This is a genomic window from Peribacillus sp. FSL P2-0133, from assembly GCF_037975445.1.
GTDB lineage: Bacteria > Bacillota > Bacilli > Bacillales > DSM-1321 > Peribacillus > Peribacillus simplex_E.
The window spans coordinates 2,115,463-2,129,602 of the sequence record NZ_CP150254.1; the positions used below are offsets into that span (position 1 = coordinate 2,115,463).

General features: G+C 39.8%; 13 protein-coding genes and 1 pseudogene. 9 read left to right on the top strand and 5 right to left on the bottom strand.

Translation table 11 applies throughout. The features are described from left to right. Window positions 1-5 precede the first annotated feature (5 nt). The 4 genes from MKY17_RS10180 to MKY17_RS10195 are packed head-to-tail and all read left to right on the top strand — an operon-like array spanning window position 6 to window position 4,310. The gene (locus tag MKY17_RS10180; protein ID WP_339201825.1) at window positions 6-2,165 is read left to right on the top strand and encodes a xanthine dehydrogenase family protein molybdopterin-binding subunit; all 2,160 of its coding nucleotides are present in this window, start codon (window positions 6-8) and stop codon (window positions 2,163-2,165) included. Further along, complete coding sequence (locus tag MKY17_RS10185) at window positions 2,162-2,626, top strand: (2Fe-2S)-binding protein (RefSeq protein ID WP_034312987.1); 465 nt, start codon at window positions 2,162-2,164, stop codon at window positions 2,624-2,626. Before MKY17_RS10180 ends, MKY17_RS10185 begins: the two co-directional genes overlap by 4 nt. After that, window positions 2,623-3,489, top strand: a complete 867-nt coding sequence (locus MKY17_RS10190) for a xanthine dehydrogenase family protein subunit M (protein WP_063234628.1) — start codon at window positions 2,623-2,625, stop codon at window positions 3,487-3,489. The genes MKY17_RS10185 and MKY17_RS10190 overlap by 4 nt, the downstream gene beginning before the upstream one ends. Before the next feature lie 26 nt (window positions 3,490-3,515). Beyond that, a complete protein-coding gene (locus MKY17_RS10195; RefSeq protein ID WP_339201828.1) occupies window positions 3,516-4,310 on the top strand; it encodes an XdhC family protein in 795 nt (264 codons plus the stop codon). Between the two features lie 352 nt (window positions 4,311-4,662). On the opposite strand, the pseudogene MKY17_RS10200 reads toward MKY17_RS10195, so the two are convergent. Further along, a pseudogene (locus MKY17_RS10200) lies at window positions 4,663-4,760 on the bottom strand (IS6 family transposase); the annotation flags it as partial. Window positions 4,761-4,858: 98 nt separating this feature from the next. Here MKY17_RS10200 and MKY17_RS10205 point away from each other — a divergent pair. Beyond that, window positions 4,859-5,971, top strand: a complete 1,113-nt coding sequence (locus MKY17_RS10205) for a DNA alkylation repair protein (protein ID WP_339201829.1) — start codon at window positions 4,859-4,861, stop codon at window positions 5,969-5,971. A 246-nt stretch (window positions 5,972-6,217) separates the two neighbouring features. On the opposite strand, the gene MKY17_RS10210 is transcribed toward MKY17_RS10205, so the two are convergent. Further along, window positions 6,218-6,772 carry an HPP family protein gene (locus MKY17_RS10210; RefSeq protein ID WP_339201830.1) on the bottom strand — a complete coding sequence of 185 codons (555 nt, stop codon included), beginning with the start codon at window positions 6,770-6,772 and terminating at the stop codon, window positions 6,218-6,220. A gap of 120 nt (window positions 6,773-6,892) precedes the next feature. Then, on the bottom strand, window positions 6,893-7,477 hold the full coding sequence (locus MKY17_RS10215; protein WP_098372904.1) for a CGNR zinc finger domain-containing protein: 585 nt from the start codon (window positions 7,475-7,477) through the stop codon (window positions 6,893-6,895). Window positions 7,478-7,825: 348 nt separating this feature from the next. Here MKY17_RS10215 and treP point away from each other — a divergent pair, with 348 nt between their 5' ends. The 3 genes from treP (at window position 7,826) to treR (ending at window position 11,773) form a co-directional block, all read left to right on the top strand. Beyond that, on the top strand, window positions 7,826-9,277 hold the full coding sequence (gene treP / locus MKY17_RS10220) for a PTS system trehalose-specific EIIBC component (RefSeq protein WP_098372905.1): 1,452 nt from the start codon (window positions 7,826-7,828) through the stop codon (window positions 9,275-9,277). 80 nt (window positions 9,278-9,357) lie between these two features. Continuing rightward, window positions 9,358-11,028: an alpha,alpha-phosphotrehalase gene (gene treC / locus MKY17_RS10225; protein WP_339201832.1), complete on the top strand. Its 1,671-nt coding sequence runs from the start codon at window positions 9,358-9,360 to the stop codon at window positions 11,026-11,028. A gap of 31 nt (window positions 11,029-11,059) precedes the next feature. Continuing rightward, complete coding sequence (gene treR / locus MKY17_RS10230; protein ID WP_141995043.1) at window positions 11,060-11,773, top strand: trehalose operon repressor; 714 nt, start codon at window positions 11,060-11,062, stop codon at window positions 11,771-11,773. Window positions 11,774-12,022: 249 nt separating this feature from the next. Here the strand turns inward: treR and MKY17_RS10235 are convergent, their stop codons facing one another. Together MKY17_RS10235 and MKY17_RS10240 are read right to left on the bottom strand one after the other, a co-directional pair. Then, window positions 12,023-12,370, bottom strand: coding sequence for a multidrug efflux SMR transporter (locus MKY17_RS10235; RefSeq protein WP_339201833.1), 348 nt, complete (start codon window positions 12,368-12,370; stop codon window positions 12,023-12,025). A 25-nt stretch (window positions 12,371-12,395) separates the two neighbouring features. Then, on the bottom strand, window positions 12,396-12,722 hold the full coding sequence (locus MKY17_RS10240) for a multidrug efflux SMR transporter (RefSeq protein ID WP_098372909.1): 327 nt from the start codon (window positions 12,720-12,722) through the stop codon (window positions 12,396-12,398). A gap of 913 nt (window positions 12,723-13,635) precedes the next feature. Here MKY17_RS10240 and MKY17_RS10245 point away from each other — a divergent pair. Continuing rightward, window positions 13,636-13,830 carry a DUF3956 family protein gene (locus tag MKY17_RS10245; RefSeq protein ID WP_339202357.1) on the top strand — a complete coding sequence of 65 codons (195 nt, stop codon included), beginning with the start codon at window positions 13,636-13,638 and terminating at the stop codon, window positions 13,828-13,830. Window positions 13,831-14,140: the final 310 nt, after the last annotated feature.

Sequence of the window (14,140 nt, forward strand, 5' to 3'; positions counted from 1 at the left end):
TTGCAATGAATCTCAAAGACATAAGCACCTCAGTGCCCAAAAAGGACCATAAAGGTAAAGTATCGGGCCAGTTGCCCTATATTAGTGACGTGAAAGTGGAAAATATGGTTTATGGTGTTTTGTATCGATCGCCAATTGCTTATGGAAAAATCATATCCATTCAATTACCTAACCTTCCGGAAGGGTATGAGGCTGTTGGAGCAGAGCATATCCCCGGACCGAATTATGTCAAAATTATCAAAGAAGATCAGCCCATTTTTGCCAATGAGTGGGTCAATTATATTGGTGAGCCAATCCTCATGCTCACGGGCAAAGACCTGGATATCCTGTACAGTTTGTTAAATGAAGTGGAGGTTGAATTTGAAGAACATCAGGCTATCTATACATTGGACGAAGTGATCAAGCAAAAATCAGTATCCCTAGTTTTGGCAAGCTATGAATTTGGGGAAAGCTTAGAAAACATTTCAGCTATCGAGCAGGAAGCCCATCAAATCATCGAAGAAGAATATGATACGGGTTATCAGGAGCATGTCTACCTTGAGCCGCAAGGAATGCTCGCCGTTTATAAGGATGATGAAATTGTCGTCCAGGGATCGATGCAATGTCTTTATTATATAAAAAATGCATTGCTAAGCGCATTAGTCTGTGGTGACGATGAAGTCAGAGTTGTTCAAAGTCCTACCGGCGGAGGTTTTGGCGGCAAAGAAGATTATCCTTCTATGATGGCTTGTCACGTAGCCGTTGCCGCAAGAGCAATCAAAAAATCGGTAATGCTCGTGTTCGACCGTTCTGAGGATATGCTGGTTACGACGAAAAGGCATCCGGCCAAACTCAAATATCGAACGGCCCTTGATAAGGAAGGAAATATTTTGAGCATGTGTGTTGACATCTTTCTCGATGGAGGGGCAAATGTGGGATTGAGCTCGGTCGTGCTGCAGCGCGCATTAATAAACAGTGCCGGTGTTTATAAAATTCCGCATTTTCATGCAAAAGGCTATGTCTTAAAAACCAATACCGTTCCGAACGGCGCCTTCAGAGGCTTTGGTGCTCCACAAAGCTTTGCCGGAATCGAAAGCCATATTGGACATCTTAGTAAACTGGCAAAAATCGACCCGCTTGAATATAAACGAAAATACCTCGTCAAACAAGGAGACCCCACCATCACCAAAGGTAAATTCCGCGACCCGATATTAGTGGAAGAAATGATTGAGGACGTACTCAACGTGTCAGAATACAAAAAGAAAAAAGAAGACTTTCAGCGCTTAAATCAACAAAATCAGCGCTATAAAAAAGGGATAGGGACTTCGCTGTTCCTCCACGGCTGTGGATTTACAGGCAGTGGCGAAAGAGATCATATTAAAGCAACGGTGAAGCTGGTTAAATCAAAGGACGACCAGGTATCACTAAAAATCTCAAACTCTGATATGGGACAAGGTATTTTGACGACGTTGTGTAAAATTGTCGCCAAAGAACTTAACCTCCCGTTCGAAGATATTTTGTACCCTTATCCCGACACAAAAGAGGTTCCCGACTCGGGTCCGACCGTAGCTTCCAGGACGACGATGATTGTCGGAAAATTGCTTGAACGGGCCGCAAAAAAACTTAAGAATCAGTGGCAAACAGGGGTGGAACAGGAAGTAGTTGAGCACTATGTTCACCGTGAAATGATTCCTTGGGACGAGAAAACCTTCACTGGAGATGCCTACCCGGCTTATTCATGGGGCGTTAATATCGTTGAAGTAGAAGTTGATACGTTAACAGGTAATTTAAAGTTAGAAAAAGTATACGGCAATTATGAAGTTGGGAAGGTCATCGATGAACGGATTATGAAAGGCCAAATTGACGGTGGTTTGGCTCAAGGGCTAGCATACGGTTATCTAGAAAAGATGACGTCAAAACAAGGTAGAATCCAACAAAAAAGCATATCGGATTATGGACCGCCGACTTCATTGGATATTGTTTCAATTGAAAGCAAGGTCTTTGATAACCCCTATGCTGATGGTCCATACGGGGCGAAGGGCGCAGGTGAATTGACTTTAATCGGAGGCGCTCCAGCAGTCCAAGCTGCGATTGAGGATGCCCTGCAAACTTCTTTTCAGCAAATTCCGATTACACCGGAAGTCATTATTGAAAGTCTTTGGATGAAAGAAGGTGAAGAGGGTTGATTAAATTCACACTAAATGGAAGAACGGTAGAAACTGACGCCCCTGCTACAGCAAGATTACTAGATTTATTAAGAGATGAGTTTGAGTTAATCGGAACAAAGGAAGGCTGTGGTGAAGGGGAGTGCGGAGCCTGCAGTGTTTTTGTGAATAACCTCCTGCAAAACAGCTGCCTTATTCCAATTGGCTCGATTGCTGGTGCCGATATTCAAACGATCGAAGGCATCATTGAAACGGAACAATTTAAAATTTTAGATGAAAGCTATTCCATAGCCGGGGGAGTGCAATGCGGCTATTGCATACCGGGAATGATTATGGCAAGTGCAGCTTTGTTATCTGAAAATCCTCATCCTTCAGAGGCTGAAATTCGTGAGGGCATCTCCGGAAATCTGTGCCGATGTACGGGCTACAATATGATTGTTGAGGCGATTAACCTAGCAGCTAAAAAAGGTGATGGCTTATGATAGAGAAAATAACAGCGTATCGCTTCGAGCGTTTAGACGAAACTTTAAGCCAATTGAATAGAGAAGATTGTGCAATCATAGCCGGGGGCACCGATGTTATGGTTCTTCACAAAAGTAGAAGGGGAGTACCTCCAAAAATCCCTAAACCGATTGTTTTTATTAATCATCTTTCCGAATTAAAGCAGGTGTATCAACATCACAAGGATCTCCACATCGGGGCCTGCTGTACCTATAGTGAATTACTTGAAAATCCGTTGATTCCTTTTGCTTTAAAGAATGCAATTAAAACAATTGCTGCCCCGGCAATTAGAAACCGGGGAACATTAGGTGGTAATATTTGCAACGCCTCTCCAGCCGGTGACATGCTTCCTTTATTATATGTATACAATGCAAAGCTTCTGTTGCACTCCGTAAATGGTGATCGCATGGTTGCGATTAGCGATTTCATTCAAGGTCCACGACAGGTTCAACGCTTTCACAATGAAATAGTAACGGAGATTATTCTGCCGTTCGTATTAGGAGATTCACATGTCGTTTTCGAGAAAGTCGGCAACCGCAACGCAGATGCCATTGCCAAAGTATCGTTTGCGGGTTTCGTCCGGATAAGCAAAGATCGAATCGATGACATTCGATTTGCCTTCGGGGCGGTCGGACCTACGATGGTTCGTTCCATTGATATTGAGAAGAAGCTGGTTGGAAAAACGATACCATTAGCCGATGCAGACATCGCTGAAATTGTGGCAGCCTTCGATAAGATCATTAGACCAATCGACGATCAACGCTCCACTGCGGCTTACAGAAAAACCGTTGCGTTACATCTTTTACGTTATTTTCTTAGCATGAAGCAATATCAACCGAATTAATGTTTAAAAATAGGGGGGGGCTTTTCATGCAGCTGATGGAAAAAGTGGCCATGCTGACGCAACAAAACGAAACCTTTGCTTTAGCCATGATTATTGAATCAAAGGGCTCGACTCCCAGGCATGTTGGAAAAATGATTGTCTACCGGGATGGTACCATTGAAGGGACTGTCGGAGGGGGCTTGGCTGAACACTATGTGATCGAAGATAGTGTAAAGGCGATCCAAAATGGCCAATCGAAAATCGTTGAATATAAATTGAATAAACATGCAAAAGACGGAATTCAGATGAATTGTGGCGGCACGTTACGGGTCTTTATTGAAGTCTATACAAGCAGGCCTGAACTCATTCTGGCTGGGGCCGGTCATTTAGGCCATGCGTTGGCAAAGCTCGCTGATTTCCTCGAATATCCTTATTGCATTGTCGATGATCGCATTGGTTATTGTACAAAGGAACGCTTTCCTAATGCGACAAACCTTTTTGTGAACGAGGATATTGGAAAGGCTTTGCTCGCAGCCAACCTAAATGAAAAATCATATGTGGTAATTGTTACAAAAGATTGTGATGATATTGTATTAAAAACGGCACTGCAATTTCCGATTGCATATGTTGGGATGGTCGCCAGTAAACGCAAGGTCATAACCATATTTGAAAAGTTAAAAAGTGAAGGGGTCACGCAAGAACAGTTGGAGCAGGTCCATTCTCCAATCGGATTGGAAATTGACTCGGAAACATCAGAAGAAATTGCCATCAGTATTATTGGACAAATCATCAAATTAAGCAAGGAAAAAAAGCCTGTAAAAGTGAAACAATTAAATAGATAAGTAGAAAGGTATAACACCTGAGGCAGATAAAGCTAAAATCAAAATGTCTAATAGACAATTAGGTCAGTCCCCACTGTGTTAAAGTATTAACTCAGTGGGACTGACCCTTTTTCTTTGATAAAAGCTAGAAGCAGGCCCTTGCTCTTCAGAGTGGGCTTTTTGTCGTTTTGATTAATTCATTAATATGGTAGGAATATTTTACTTTATATGCTACTACTATCATACTATACACAAAGGAAAACTCCGGGAGGGATTTTGTATGGGGATATTAGATGGACTTATGGGAAATGGGTTCTGGTGCAAAGATTACATCCATTGGAAAGAGGTATATAGATTCCTATAGAATCAGCTATTATGCAGCCATTCCAAATAGTGATGAATGAACTTCACTTGATTTTGGACAGACTTGTTCTGTAAAGTAAGCTGTCCTTTTTTAATGATATGTATCGCTCTATGGATGAGAGTGCATAACATAGTTTGAAATGATAGCTGATAGGTAGTGCAAGTATCCAAAAGCAAATTTAACCTGAAGAAAAGAAGTGAATTAAATGGCTGAGCCTTTAAAGGATTTATATAATGAAACGTTCATTCGTGAATTCGGTGAAAAAGTAAAGGGTGTCCATCCATCCTTCTCTACTGAATCGTTTGTAGAGGAAGTGATTGATGAGCATTGGGACGAGAGGAAGTTAAAAGAACGAATTAGACATATTTCCATTACTCTTGGAAAGCACCTTCCTAGTGATTATCAAGAGGCTTTGGGTATTTTGTATCGACTTGATAAGGATTGTGAAGGTTTTAGATATTTATTTTTCCCGGATTTTGTCGAGGTACATGGATTGAATAAGAAAGATTGGCCGTTATCGCTTGATGCGTTGGAGCGTTTTACTGCAAGGTCATCCTCTGAATTTGCAATCCGTGCTTTTATCTTGCTTGATCCCGTTTTAATGATCGAGAAGATGAAGGAATGGACCGATCATGATGATGAACATGTCCGTAGGCTGGCTAGTGAGGGGTGCCGGCCCAGGTTACCTTGGGGACAAGCTTTACCGATGTTCAAATCCGATCCGACACCTGTCTTGGAGTTACTTGAGAACCTGAAAAGCGATCCGTCCCTATATGTACGCAAAAGTGTGGCAAATAACTTGAATGATATTGCGAGAGATCATCCGAATGCCGTCATAGAGACTGCCAAGCGTTGGCATGAAAGTGGAAACCCCCAAACGATTTGGATTGTCCGACGGGGATGCCGGACCCTTGTTCGTCAAGCAGATCCAGAGGTCCTTTCATTATTTGGTTACACGGATGTATTGAACAATCCTAATATCATTACAAACGCTTTTATTAGAAATGAACCAGACTCGATTTTTATTGGGGAAACCAGTGAACTTCATTTCGGGTTTCAAGTGCACGCGAAGAATACGGCGAAACTTCGTATTGAGTACGCCATCGATTTTGTAAAAGCCAATCAGAAGACATCGCGTAAAATATTCCTATTGGCAGATAGGAATTTCACGGATGGAGAACGAGTCGAGAGAGTGAGAATCCACAATTGGAAGGATTTGACCACTCGTCGTCATTACACGGGAATCCATCGAATCTCCCTTCTCGTAAACGGAGTTGAAGTTGCAGAAACCCATGTAAAACTAAACGCTGAAACTTAATTGTTTATTTATAATATCGAATGAACAGAACAGTTGTTAACGGAAGGGTTTTAATACTCCTATTTTAAATCAAAAAGAATGTAGAGAAACTCAATTATATCGAGTTTCTCTACATTCTGAGAGGAGCACCTTAGCTCCTCTTTTTGTTATTTAGATATAAGTGCAGATTATTCATTTTTTACTAATTTTGAATACACTTCGTTAAAATCGTTTATCGCATCAAAAGGGCTTATATTTCTATTTACATCAAATCCAAAAAGTTGGATAGTTCCGATTGCTGCGCAAATTATTAATTAACAGTGCAAGGAAAACGATTATCACGGAACCAATTAACACAGGCGTAAATAAATAGCTCCAGCTATAATGACCAAGCATAACAACAAGTGGGTCTGCCCCTGCTGGTGGGTGCGTCGTTTTTGTCAGCATCATCACGGCAATTGCTAATCCGACAGCTAAGCCGATTGCCCAAGGCTCATCGCCAAAAAAATGATAGGAAGCTAAACCTACGAATGTTGAAACAAAATGGCCGCCAATAATATTCCGTGGCTGTGATAACGGCGCGTTCCATAGCCCGAATGCCAGTACACAACTGGCACCAAATGGAGCCATTAACCACACTGCAGATGTCATTTTTGTTAAAAGAATTAAAGCGAAAATGGTTAAAAATCCTCCAATCAGTCCCGTTATTGCGTCCTTTACATTTATCTGTAAAGGGCTTCTTCCTTTTCCCTTCATCTTCGAAAAATAATGAATATGAAAAAAGCGTTTTTCTTTAGGCCTCGCTATTGATATACGGTCCAATATTACCCCTCCTTTTTTATATAATTAGACTTTACATGAAACAAACTAACCTGTCAAAATCTTTTTTATAGGTTAGTTTTAAACCCATAAAAAAACCAACTTTTATAATAAGTTGGCTCTTCATTGATCATCTGATTTCCGGTGTTGAAATCTGGCTACCTTTTTTCTATTCCCGCATATTTTCATTGAACACCACTTGCGTCTTCCGCTTTCATCGATAAATAACAGGACGCAATCATCATTCGAGCATCGCTTTAGTGATGACAGCTTATTTTCTACGATTAATGTTAATGTGTCAAAAGCAATATAAGATAGCAGGATATCTTCCGCTTCTCCAACAGGTATGGGAACCAGCTTTTGATCCATTAATTTATAAGTGAAAGGTGACTTTTGTATTTTATTTTCTAAAAAAGCGATAAACTCATCAGGAATCATATATCCATCTGCTATTAACTCAAATTGTTTTCTTAAAATAGTACGCATTTCTAGAATACCTACAAATACCTGTTGAATTCTCTCGTTGATTTTCAAGGATAGCTGATTATCCCAATATGAATTTTTCCATTCTATTACAGCAAGCCAGTCCAACACATCCCGTTCTGATAGTAATAAGTCTTGCCGTTGACCACGACTGACTAGTTCCGTATTCACTAAATCCAGAGAAAGATTACCTGATATAAGTGGAAATTTATTAGTTTCAGACATACGTTAATCACCCATTTCTCTGTTAAATTCTAACCTTTAAAATATTGATTTAGAGGTTATGTCATCATTATACCCTATTTCGGAATTTTTCAGATAGTTATCCATGTTAAGAATCCCATGAGAGATTGTTGATAGATACGGTGATAACATGAATCGTATTATCAAACATCATATTGTCAATTAACAGTATAGTAAATGAAATTACATGATAATCAAACCTTTAAAGTGAGGGAAAAAGTTCTTGACAGAACCTGTACGTACAGGATAATATGAAAGCGTATACAGAACCTATACGTACAGGTTATAAAAACAACTATATTTTGCTTTCTAGGGAAAGGAAGTAGTGAAATGGGTAAATACACAGAACCAGCAACGGATTTGCTTCAACATGTCGGAGGGAAAGAGAATATTGCGACGGTTACGCATTGTGCGACAAGAATGCGTTTTGCTTTGAAAGACCCCTCCAAGGCGGATGTAACGAATATCGAATCGATTAAGCTTGTGAAAGGAACGTTTACACAAGCTGGCCAGTTCCAGGTCATAATCGGGAACGAAGTATCATCGTTTTATAATGAATTCGTTTCCATAGCTGGACTTCAGGAAGCGTCAAAAGAAGATGTGAAAGAAGCAGCTAAACAGAATATGAGCTGGCTGCAGCGTATGATTGCCCATCTTGCGGATATTTTTACCCCACTGATTCCTGCCATAGTCGTTGGCGGACTCATTCTTGGATTCCGCAATATCATTGGCGATATTAAAATGTTCGATGATAGCACAAAGACCCTTGTGGATATTTCACAATTCTGGTCAGGAGTACACGCCTTCCTTTGGCTGATAGGTGAAGCTATTTTTCATTTTCTTCCTGTTGGGATTACATGGTCAATCTCGAAAAAAATGGGCACGACTCAAATTCTCGGCATCGTCCTTGGTTTGACCCTGGTTTCCCCACAACTTCTTAATGCATATGCAGTGGCAAACACAAAGGCAAGTGACATACCTTTTTGGGATTTCGGTTTTGCCCAGGTCGATATGATCGGCTATCAGGCTCAAGTCATCCCAGCGATACTTGCAGGGTTCGTCTTGGCATATTTAGAACGGTTCTTGAGAGATAAAGTGCACAATTCCATTTCCATGATCGTCGTTCCATTTTTCGCTTTACTTCCAACTGTTATCATTGCCCACACTATTCTGGGGCCTTTAGGCTGGAAAATCGGTTCTGTCATTTCTACGGTTGTATATTCCGGATTGAATTCATCAGTTGGCTGGCTATTTGCTGCAGTTTTCGGCTTTGCATATGCACCGCTTGTCATCACGGGACTGCATCACATGACAAACGCAATCGATCTTCAGCTTATGAGTGAACTTGGCGGTACGAACCTATGGCCGATGATCGCATTATCCAATATTGCACAAGGAACGGCAGTGCTTGCGATGATTTACATCAACAGAAAGGACCAGGAGGAAAGACAAGTGTCCATACCCGCTACGATTTCATGTTATCTCGGTGTAACCGAGCCAGCCATGTTCGGGATTAACCTGAAATACGGCTTTCCGTTCTTAGCCGGTATGATCGGTTCACTTTTCGCAGGCATTGTTTCAGTCGGATCTGGAGTAATGGCAAATTCCATCGGTGTTGGAGGGATCCCGGGTATCCTATCCATCCAGCCACAGTACATGGGAATGTTTGCACTCGCGATGTTGGTTGCTTTCGTTGTGCCATTCATTTTGACTATCGTATTCTCCAAACGTCCTAAAATGAATTTGAAAACAAGAACGAAAACAACGAAATTAAATGCTTAATAACGCGGAGGGAGAGCATTCTCCCTCTTTTTTACCATACTGGCAATAGAGACATCAGGGATAGCAGAGGAGGAATCACAATGAAGGATTTTAAAAAAAGTACCATCTATCAAATTTATCCGAAGTCATTTAAGGATTCGAACGGTGACGGAATCGGGGATATAAATGGCGTTATTGAAAAACTTGATTATCTGAATGAACTGGGAGTGGATTATATTTGGCTGACCCCTTTTTATCGTTCACCTCAGAATGATAATGGATATGATGTAGCGGATTATACATCCATTGATCCTGTTTTCGGGACGATGGATGATTTCGAAAGATTGGTGAAGGAAGCTAATTCGCGGGATATCCAAATCATGTTGGATATGGTATTCAACCATACTTCTACAGAGCATGAATGGTTCCAAAAGGCATTTGCGGGAGAGAAAGAATATAAGGACTATTATATTTTCAAGAAATCGAAAGATGGAGAGCCCCCTACCAATTGGATTTCAAAATTCGGAGGACCTGCATGGGAATATGTAGCGGAACATGATGAATACTACCTTCACTTGTTCGATCGGACCCAAGCTGATCTTAACTGGGAAAATCCCAGAGTAAGGCAGGAAATCTTCAATGTAGTAAACTTCTGGATGGATAAAGGTGTCAAAGGATTCCGTTTGGATGTGATCAATCTTATTTCGAAACCTGACATCTTTGAAAATGACAATGATGGAGATGGACGATGCTTTTATACAGATGGTCCCAAAATTCATCAATTCCTTAAAGAGATGAATGAAGAAACATTTGGGAAGGATGTAGAGGTGATGACTGTAGGGGAAATGTCATCGACGACCATTGACCATTGCATCAAATATTCATCTCCAGTTGAAAAGGAGCTGTCCATGGTATTCAGTTTCCATCATCTAAAAGTGGATTATAAAGATGGGGAAAAGTGGTCACTTGCAGATTTTGACTTCAGGCAGTTAAAGGAGATCCTAAGCAGCTGGCAGTATGGGATGCAAGAAGGGAATGGATGGAACGCCCTGTTCTGGTGCAACCATGACCAGCCGAGGATCGTATCCAGGTTTGGGAATGATCAAGAGTATCATAAGGAATCTGCCAAGATGCTGGCAACAGCCATTCATATGCTTAGGGGGACCCCTTATATTTATCAAGGGGAGGAAATAGGAATGACCAACCCGAAATTCAATGATATTGGACAATATCGGGATGTGGAATCGATTAATTATTATGATATTTTAAAAGAGGCAGGCAAGGATGAAAAGGAAATAATCGAAATTCTTCAAGCTAAATCCCGTGATAATTCTCGAACTCCCATGCAGTGGGAAGATACGGAGCACGCAGGCTTTACAAAAGGGACACCATGGATTTCAGTGCCTGATAATGCTAAGATCATCAATGCTGAACACGCACTGAAGGGTCAGGATTCCATTTTTCATCATTACCAAAAACTTATATTCTTACGCAAGAAACATGATATCATTGCATATGGGGACTATCAGGAAATTCTTGGCGGCCATGACCAATTGTTCGCTTATGTTCGCAGTTATGAAGACGAGAAACTTCTGGTCATCAATAACTTTTATGAAAAAGAAGCGTCCTTCGAGATTCCAAAAGATATTGACCTATTCGGGTACAACTCAGAGCTCTTGCTCTCAAACTATATCGATTCGAAAGAACTCGCAGGTGATTTAATCCTTCGTCCCTATGAATCGCTTGTCTATTTGTTGAAAAAAGACAAGTAGCAGACTAAGAAAAATATATTGTGGTGATGAAATGAACAGTAAATATCTATCGCTATATGGTGATATAGTTTCAAAAATTGAAGAAGGAACCTTTCCGACAAATTCAAAGCTTCCTTCCGAAAGTAGCTTAATGGAAGAGTATGACATATCCAGGGATACTGTGAGAAAGGCCTTACAGTTGCTTGAACAAAATGGATATATCCATAAAATCAAAGGAAAGGGTTCATTTGTCTTGGATTTCAGCAAATTTAATTTTCCTGTAGCAGGGTTGATTTCCTATAAAGAAATGGTGGAAAAGTTGAATTTGCATTCCAAAACGATCATCCATAAGTTGGAGCTTGAGACCCCCGATTCAAACATGACCAAGCTTCTGGACTTAACGGATGGTGGTAAAGTATGGAAAGTGTTTCGGGTACGGCAAATCAATGGCAAGAAAATCATACTGGACAAAGACTATTTCAAAAGCGAGTTCGTAACTAACCTGACGAAGGAAATTTGTGAGGATTCGATTTATGGATATATCGAAAAGGAACTCGGGCTCCAGATCGGTTTTTCCAATAAGGAAATTACCGTGGAGCCATGCAGTGAAGAAGATAGACAATTATTGGACATTGAAGACTTCGATATGGTGGCAGTTGTGAAAAGTACGGTCCATTTAATCGATGGAAGCTTGTTTCAGTATAGCGAATCCAGGCATAGACCCGATAAATTCAAGTTTACGGACTTTGCACGAAGGACTTGGTGAAGGCTAAAGGTATTTGATGACTGGCAGGCTAAGGATGAAATGAAAAAACAATTAGTTTGCAAAGGAAAATGCTGTAGAATTATATGGAAGAGATGGACTGATTCATGAAAGTTCAGCTCCATTCAAAAAGAGAAGGTCGCCGTGGCGGCCTTTTTTAATGCTGTTCAAGGTAGCGTGTTTTTCTTATAGACATCGAATTGGACTCTTTTTATTTTTGAACAATCGGGGGAGAGGAGGATCGTCAAACCATTAGTTTGACGATCCTTCTGCTTGTTTGGGAGTATGGGAAGCATTTAGTAAGACCACTCCACCAATGATTAATACTAAGCCACCTAATGTAGTGATACTAAATGGCTCACTCCATAATAGTACGCCAATTAATGCCGTTAAAGCTGTGCCTATTCCTGACCAAATGGCATAAGCTAAGCTTAACGGAATTGTTTTAAGACATATAGATAAGCTATAAAATGCAATTCCAAATCCTATTATAACCCCAAATGAAGCGAATAAATGCGTGAATCCTTCAGATAACTTAAGCATGGTCGTACCAAATACTTCGCTTAAGATAGATATTCCTAAAGCTATGTATCCTTTCATACTATTACCTCCGATTACTAAATTGTTAATTGCCTCCACTTGAGAGCTTCAAAACCACCACTCCTCCAATGATCAGGACTAAACCTAAAAATTTTTTCATGTTAAAGCTTTCTTTATAAACGATAACACCGACTAAAGCAGTTAAAGCTGTGCCAATTCCCGACCAAATGGCATAAGCCGTTCCAAGCGGTATGGTTATTAATGATAACGATAGGCAATAAAAAGCCAAACCCATTCCAATTACCACACCAATGGAAGGGAATAACCTTTTAAACCCGTTTGATACTTTTAACATCGAACTGCCAAACACTTCACTTAGGATGGCTATTGCCAAAAATACATAAGGATTCAAGATGAACTCCTCCTAAATATTGATCTATTTTTCAATCACTTTCCCCAAGAATCTTATCATCTAAAGGACTCATATAAAACTAATACCACCTATAGTTAGTTTTATATTTTCTGTCATAGCAGTTCACGCTCAATATTAGGCTGAAAATGATACAATAAGCCGCTTCTTCGAACCTGATCGCAACATATAAGGAGGGTAAACAGGGATTAAGAATATCCTTCTCTTCTTCTGTGATCGTACGTGGCTTATAATCAATGATGCACATCTGGGTAAAAGAATTCTTTTACTAAGAACGTCAGGAAAAGGTAAATGGCAGATTATGTAATCGATAGTCATTTGACTGCTTGAGAACTGTCGGAAGAATCTCTTTAAAGAGGTTTATTTTAAGATAAACCTCGATAGAATATATAGTATAAATATGACCTTATAATAGCTAAATACTCATAATTCGTTTTTCAGTAGGATTTATTCTCCTATGTCCAGTAAGGAACGCACCAAGTACAATAGCTAAGCATTTAAGCCAATGAGCCTTTACATAAGGTTCATTTTATAACATGGAAAAATAAAAAGATGAAGATATGCAGCAAATTGATGCTAGGCTTTGGAATACAATAATTGATTATCCAAAAAAAGAGAGAGAACAAGTCATACATATGACTTGTTCTCCTTTTTGTTCTTAGAAAACCGCCACTTCAATCAGACAGTAAGGTCGAAAGTGGCAGGAAGTTCAATGTTCGCATCAAGCCTTTCTTATGAATCCAATTTGGATAACAAAAATGCATTTTTCGAAATGCAAAACTAATCCAATAACTGTTAAAACTCCATACTTTAATATACTCTAATTATTCTTTATCTATATAGTATTCAAACATACTATTTACTCTTAGAAACAAACTATTAACCTATTACTTGTATCTTAGAAGTTAATGGTCAATTCTTTTTAATCACTGATATAGCTACACTTAGAATCCGTATTTCATCTCTATTAGCATCAACTTTAATAGGATTAGGATTCCCAATCTGCGGCGAAAAGTCATTTTCCCAACACTTTTTAGGTATCCCAATTGAAAATCCCTTTTTACTACTTCTTCAACTAACGCACAGATAGTTGAAAATAAGAAGGCAATATGAAGGTACTTTCCTCAGCACCAAGGGAAAAAACTAGATTTCTTATACCCTCCAATAAAAAGTATTCCTTCCCCATATGTACTGCGCCCAAATTGCCAGACACCATCTAACAATTTGAGGTGCTATTTTTTATGCTGTTTTTATATCATTTGAAAATGATATAAAAACAGCCCCAATTATAATATACAATCTTTAGAAGTAGGTGTATCACTGCCAACTCATAGCAAAAAACATGTGTCCTGATTATTGGCAATGAACCGTAAATTTGCCCAGTTAAATACTCCAGTACC

What these genes read in the sequence shown, in the direction of transcription:
- MKY17_RS10180 (WP_339201825.1), top strand. Translation starts at nt 6, where the DNA reads ATGAATCTCAAAGACATAAGCACCTCAGTGCCCAAAAAGGACCATAAA.
- treC (WP_339201832.1), top strand. Translation starts at nt 9,358, where the DNA reads ATGAAGGATTTTAAAAAAAGTACCATCTATCAAATTTATCCGAAGTCA.
- treP (WP_098372905.1), top strand. Translation starts at nt 7,826, where the DNA reads ATGGGTAAATACACAGAACCAGCAACGGATTTGCTTCAACATGTCGGA.
- MKY17_RS10235 (WP_339201833.1), bottom strand. Translation starts at nt 12,370, where the DNA reads ATGAAAGGATACATAGCTTTAGGAATATCTATCTTAAGCGAAGTATTT.
- treR (WP_141995043.1), top strand. Translation starts at nt 11,060, where the DNA reads ATGAACAGTAAATATCTATCGCTATATGGTGATATAGTTTCAAAAATT.
- MKY17_RS10215 (WP_098372904.1), bottom strand. Translation starts at nt 7,477, where the DNA reads ATGTCTGAAACTAATAAATTTCCACTTATATCAGGTAATCTTTCTCTG.
- MKY17_RS10205 (WP_339201829.1), top strand. Translation starts at nt 4,859, where the DNA reads ATGGCTGAGCCTTTAAAGGATTTATATAATGAAACGTTCATTCGTGAA.
- MKY17_RS10190 (WP_063234628.1), top strand. Translation starts at nt 2,623, where the DNA reads ATGATAGAGAAAATAACAGCGTATCGCTTCGAGCGTTTAGACGAAACT.
- MKY17_RS10195 (WP_339201828.1), top strand. Translation starts at nt 3,516, where the DNA reads ATGCAGCTGATGGAAAAAGTGGCCATGCTGACGCAACAAAACGAAACC.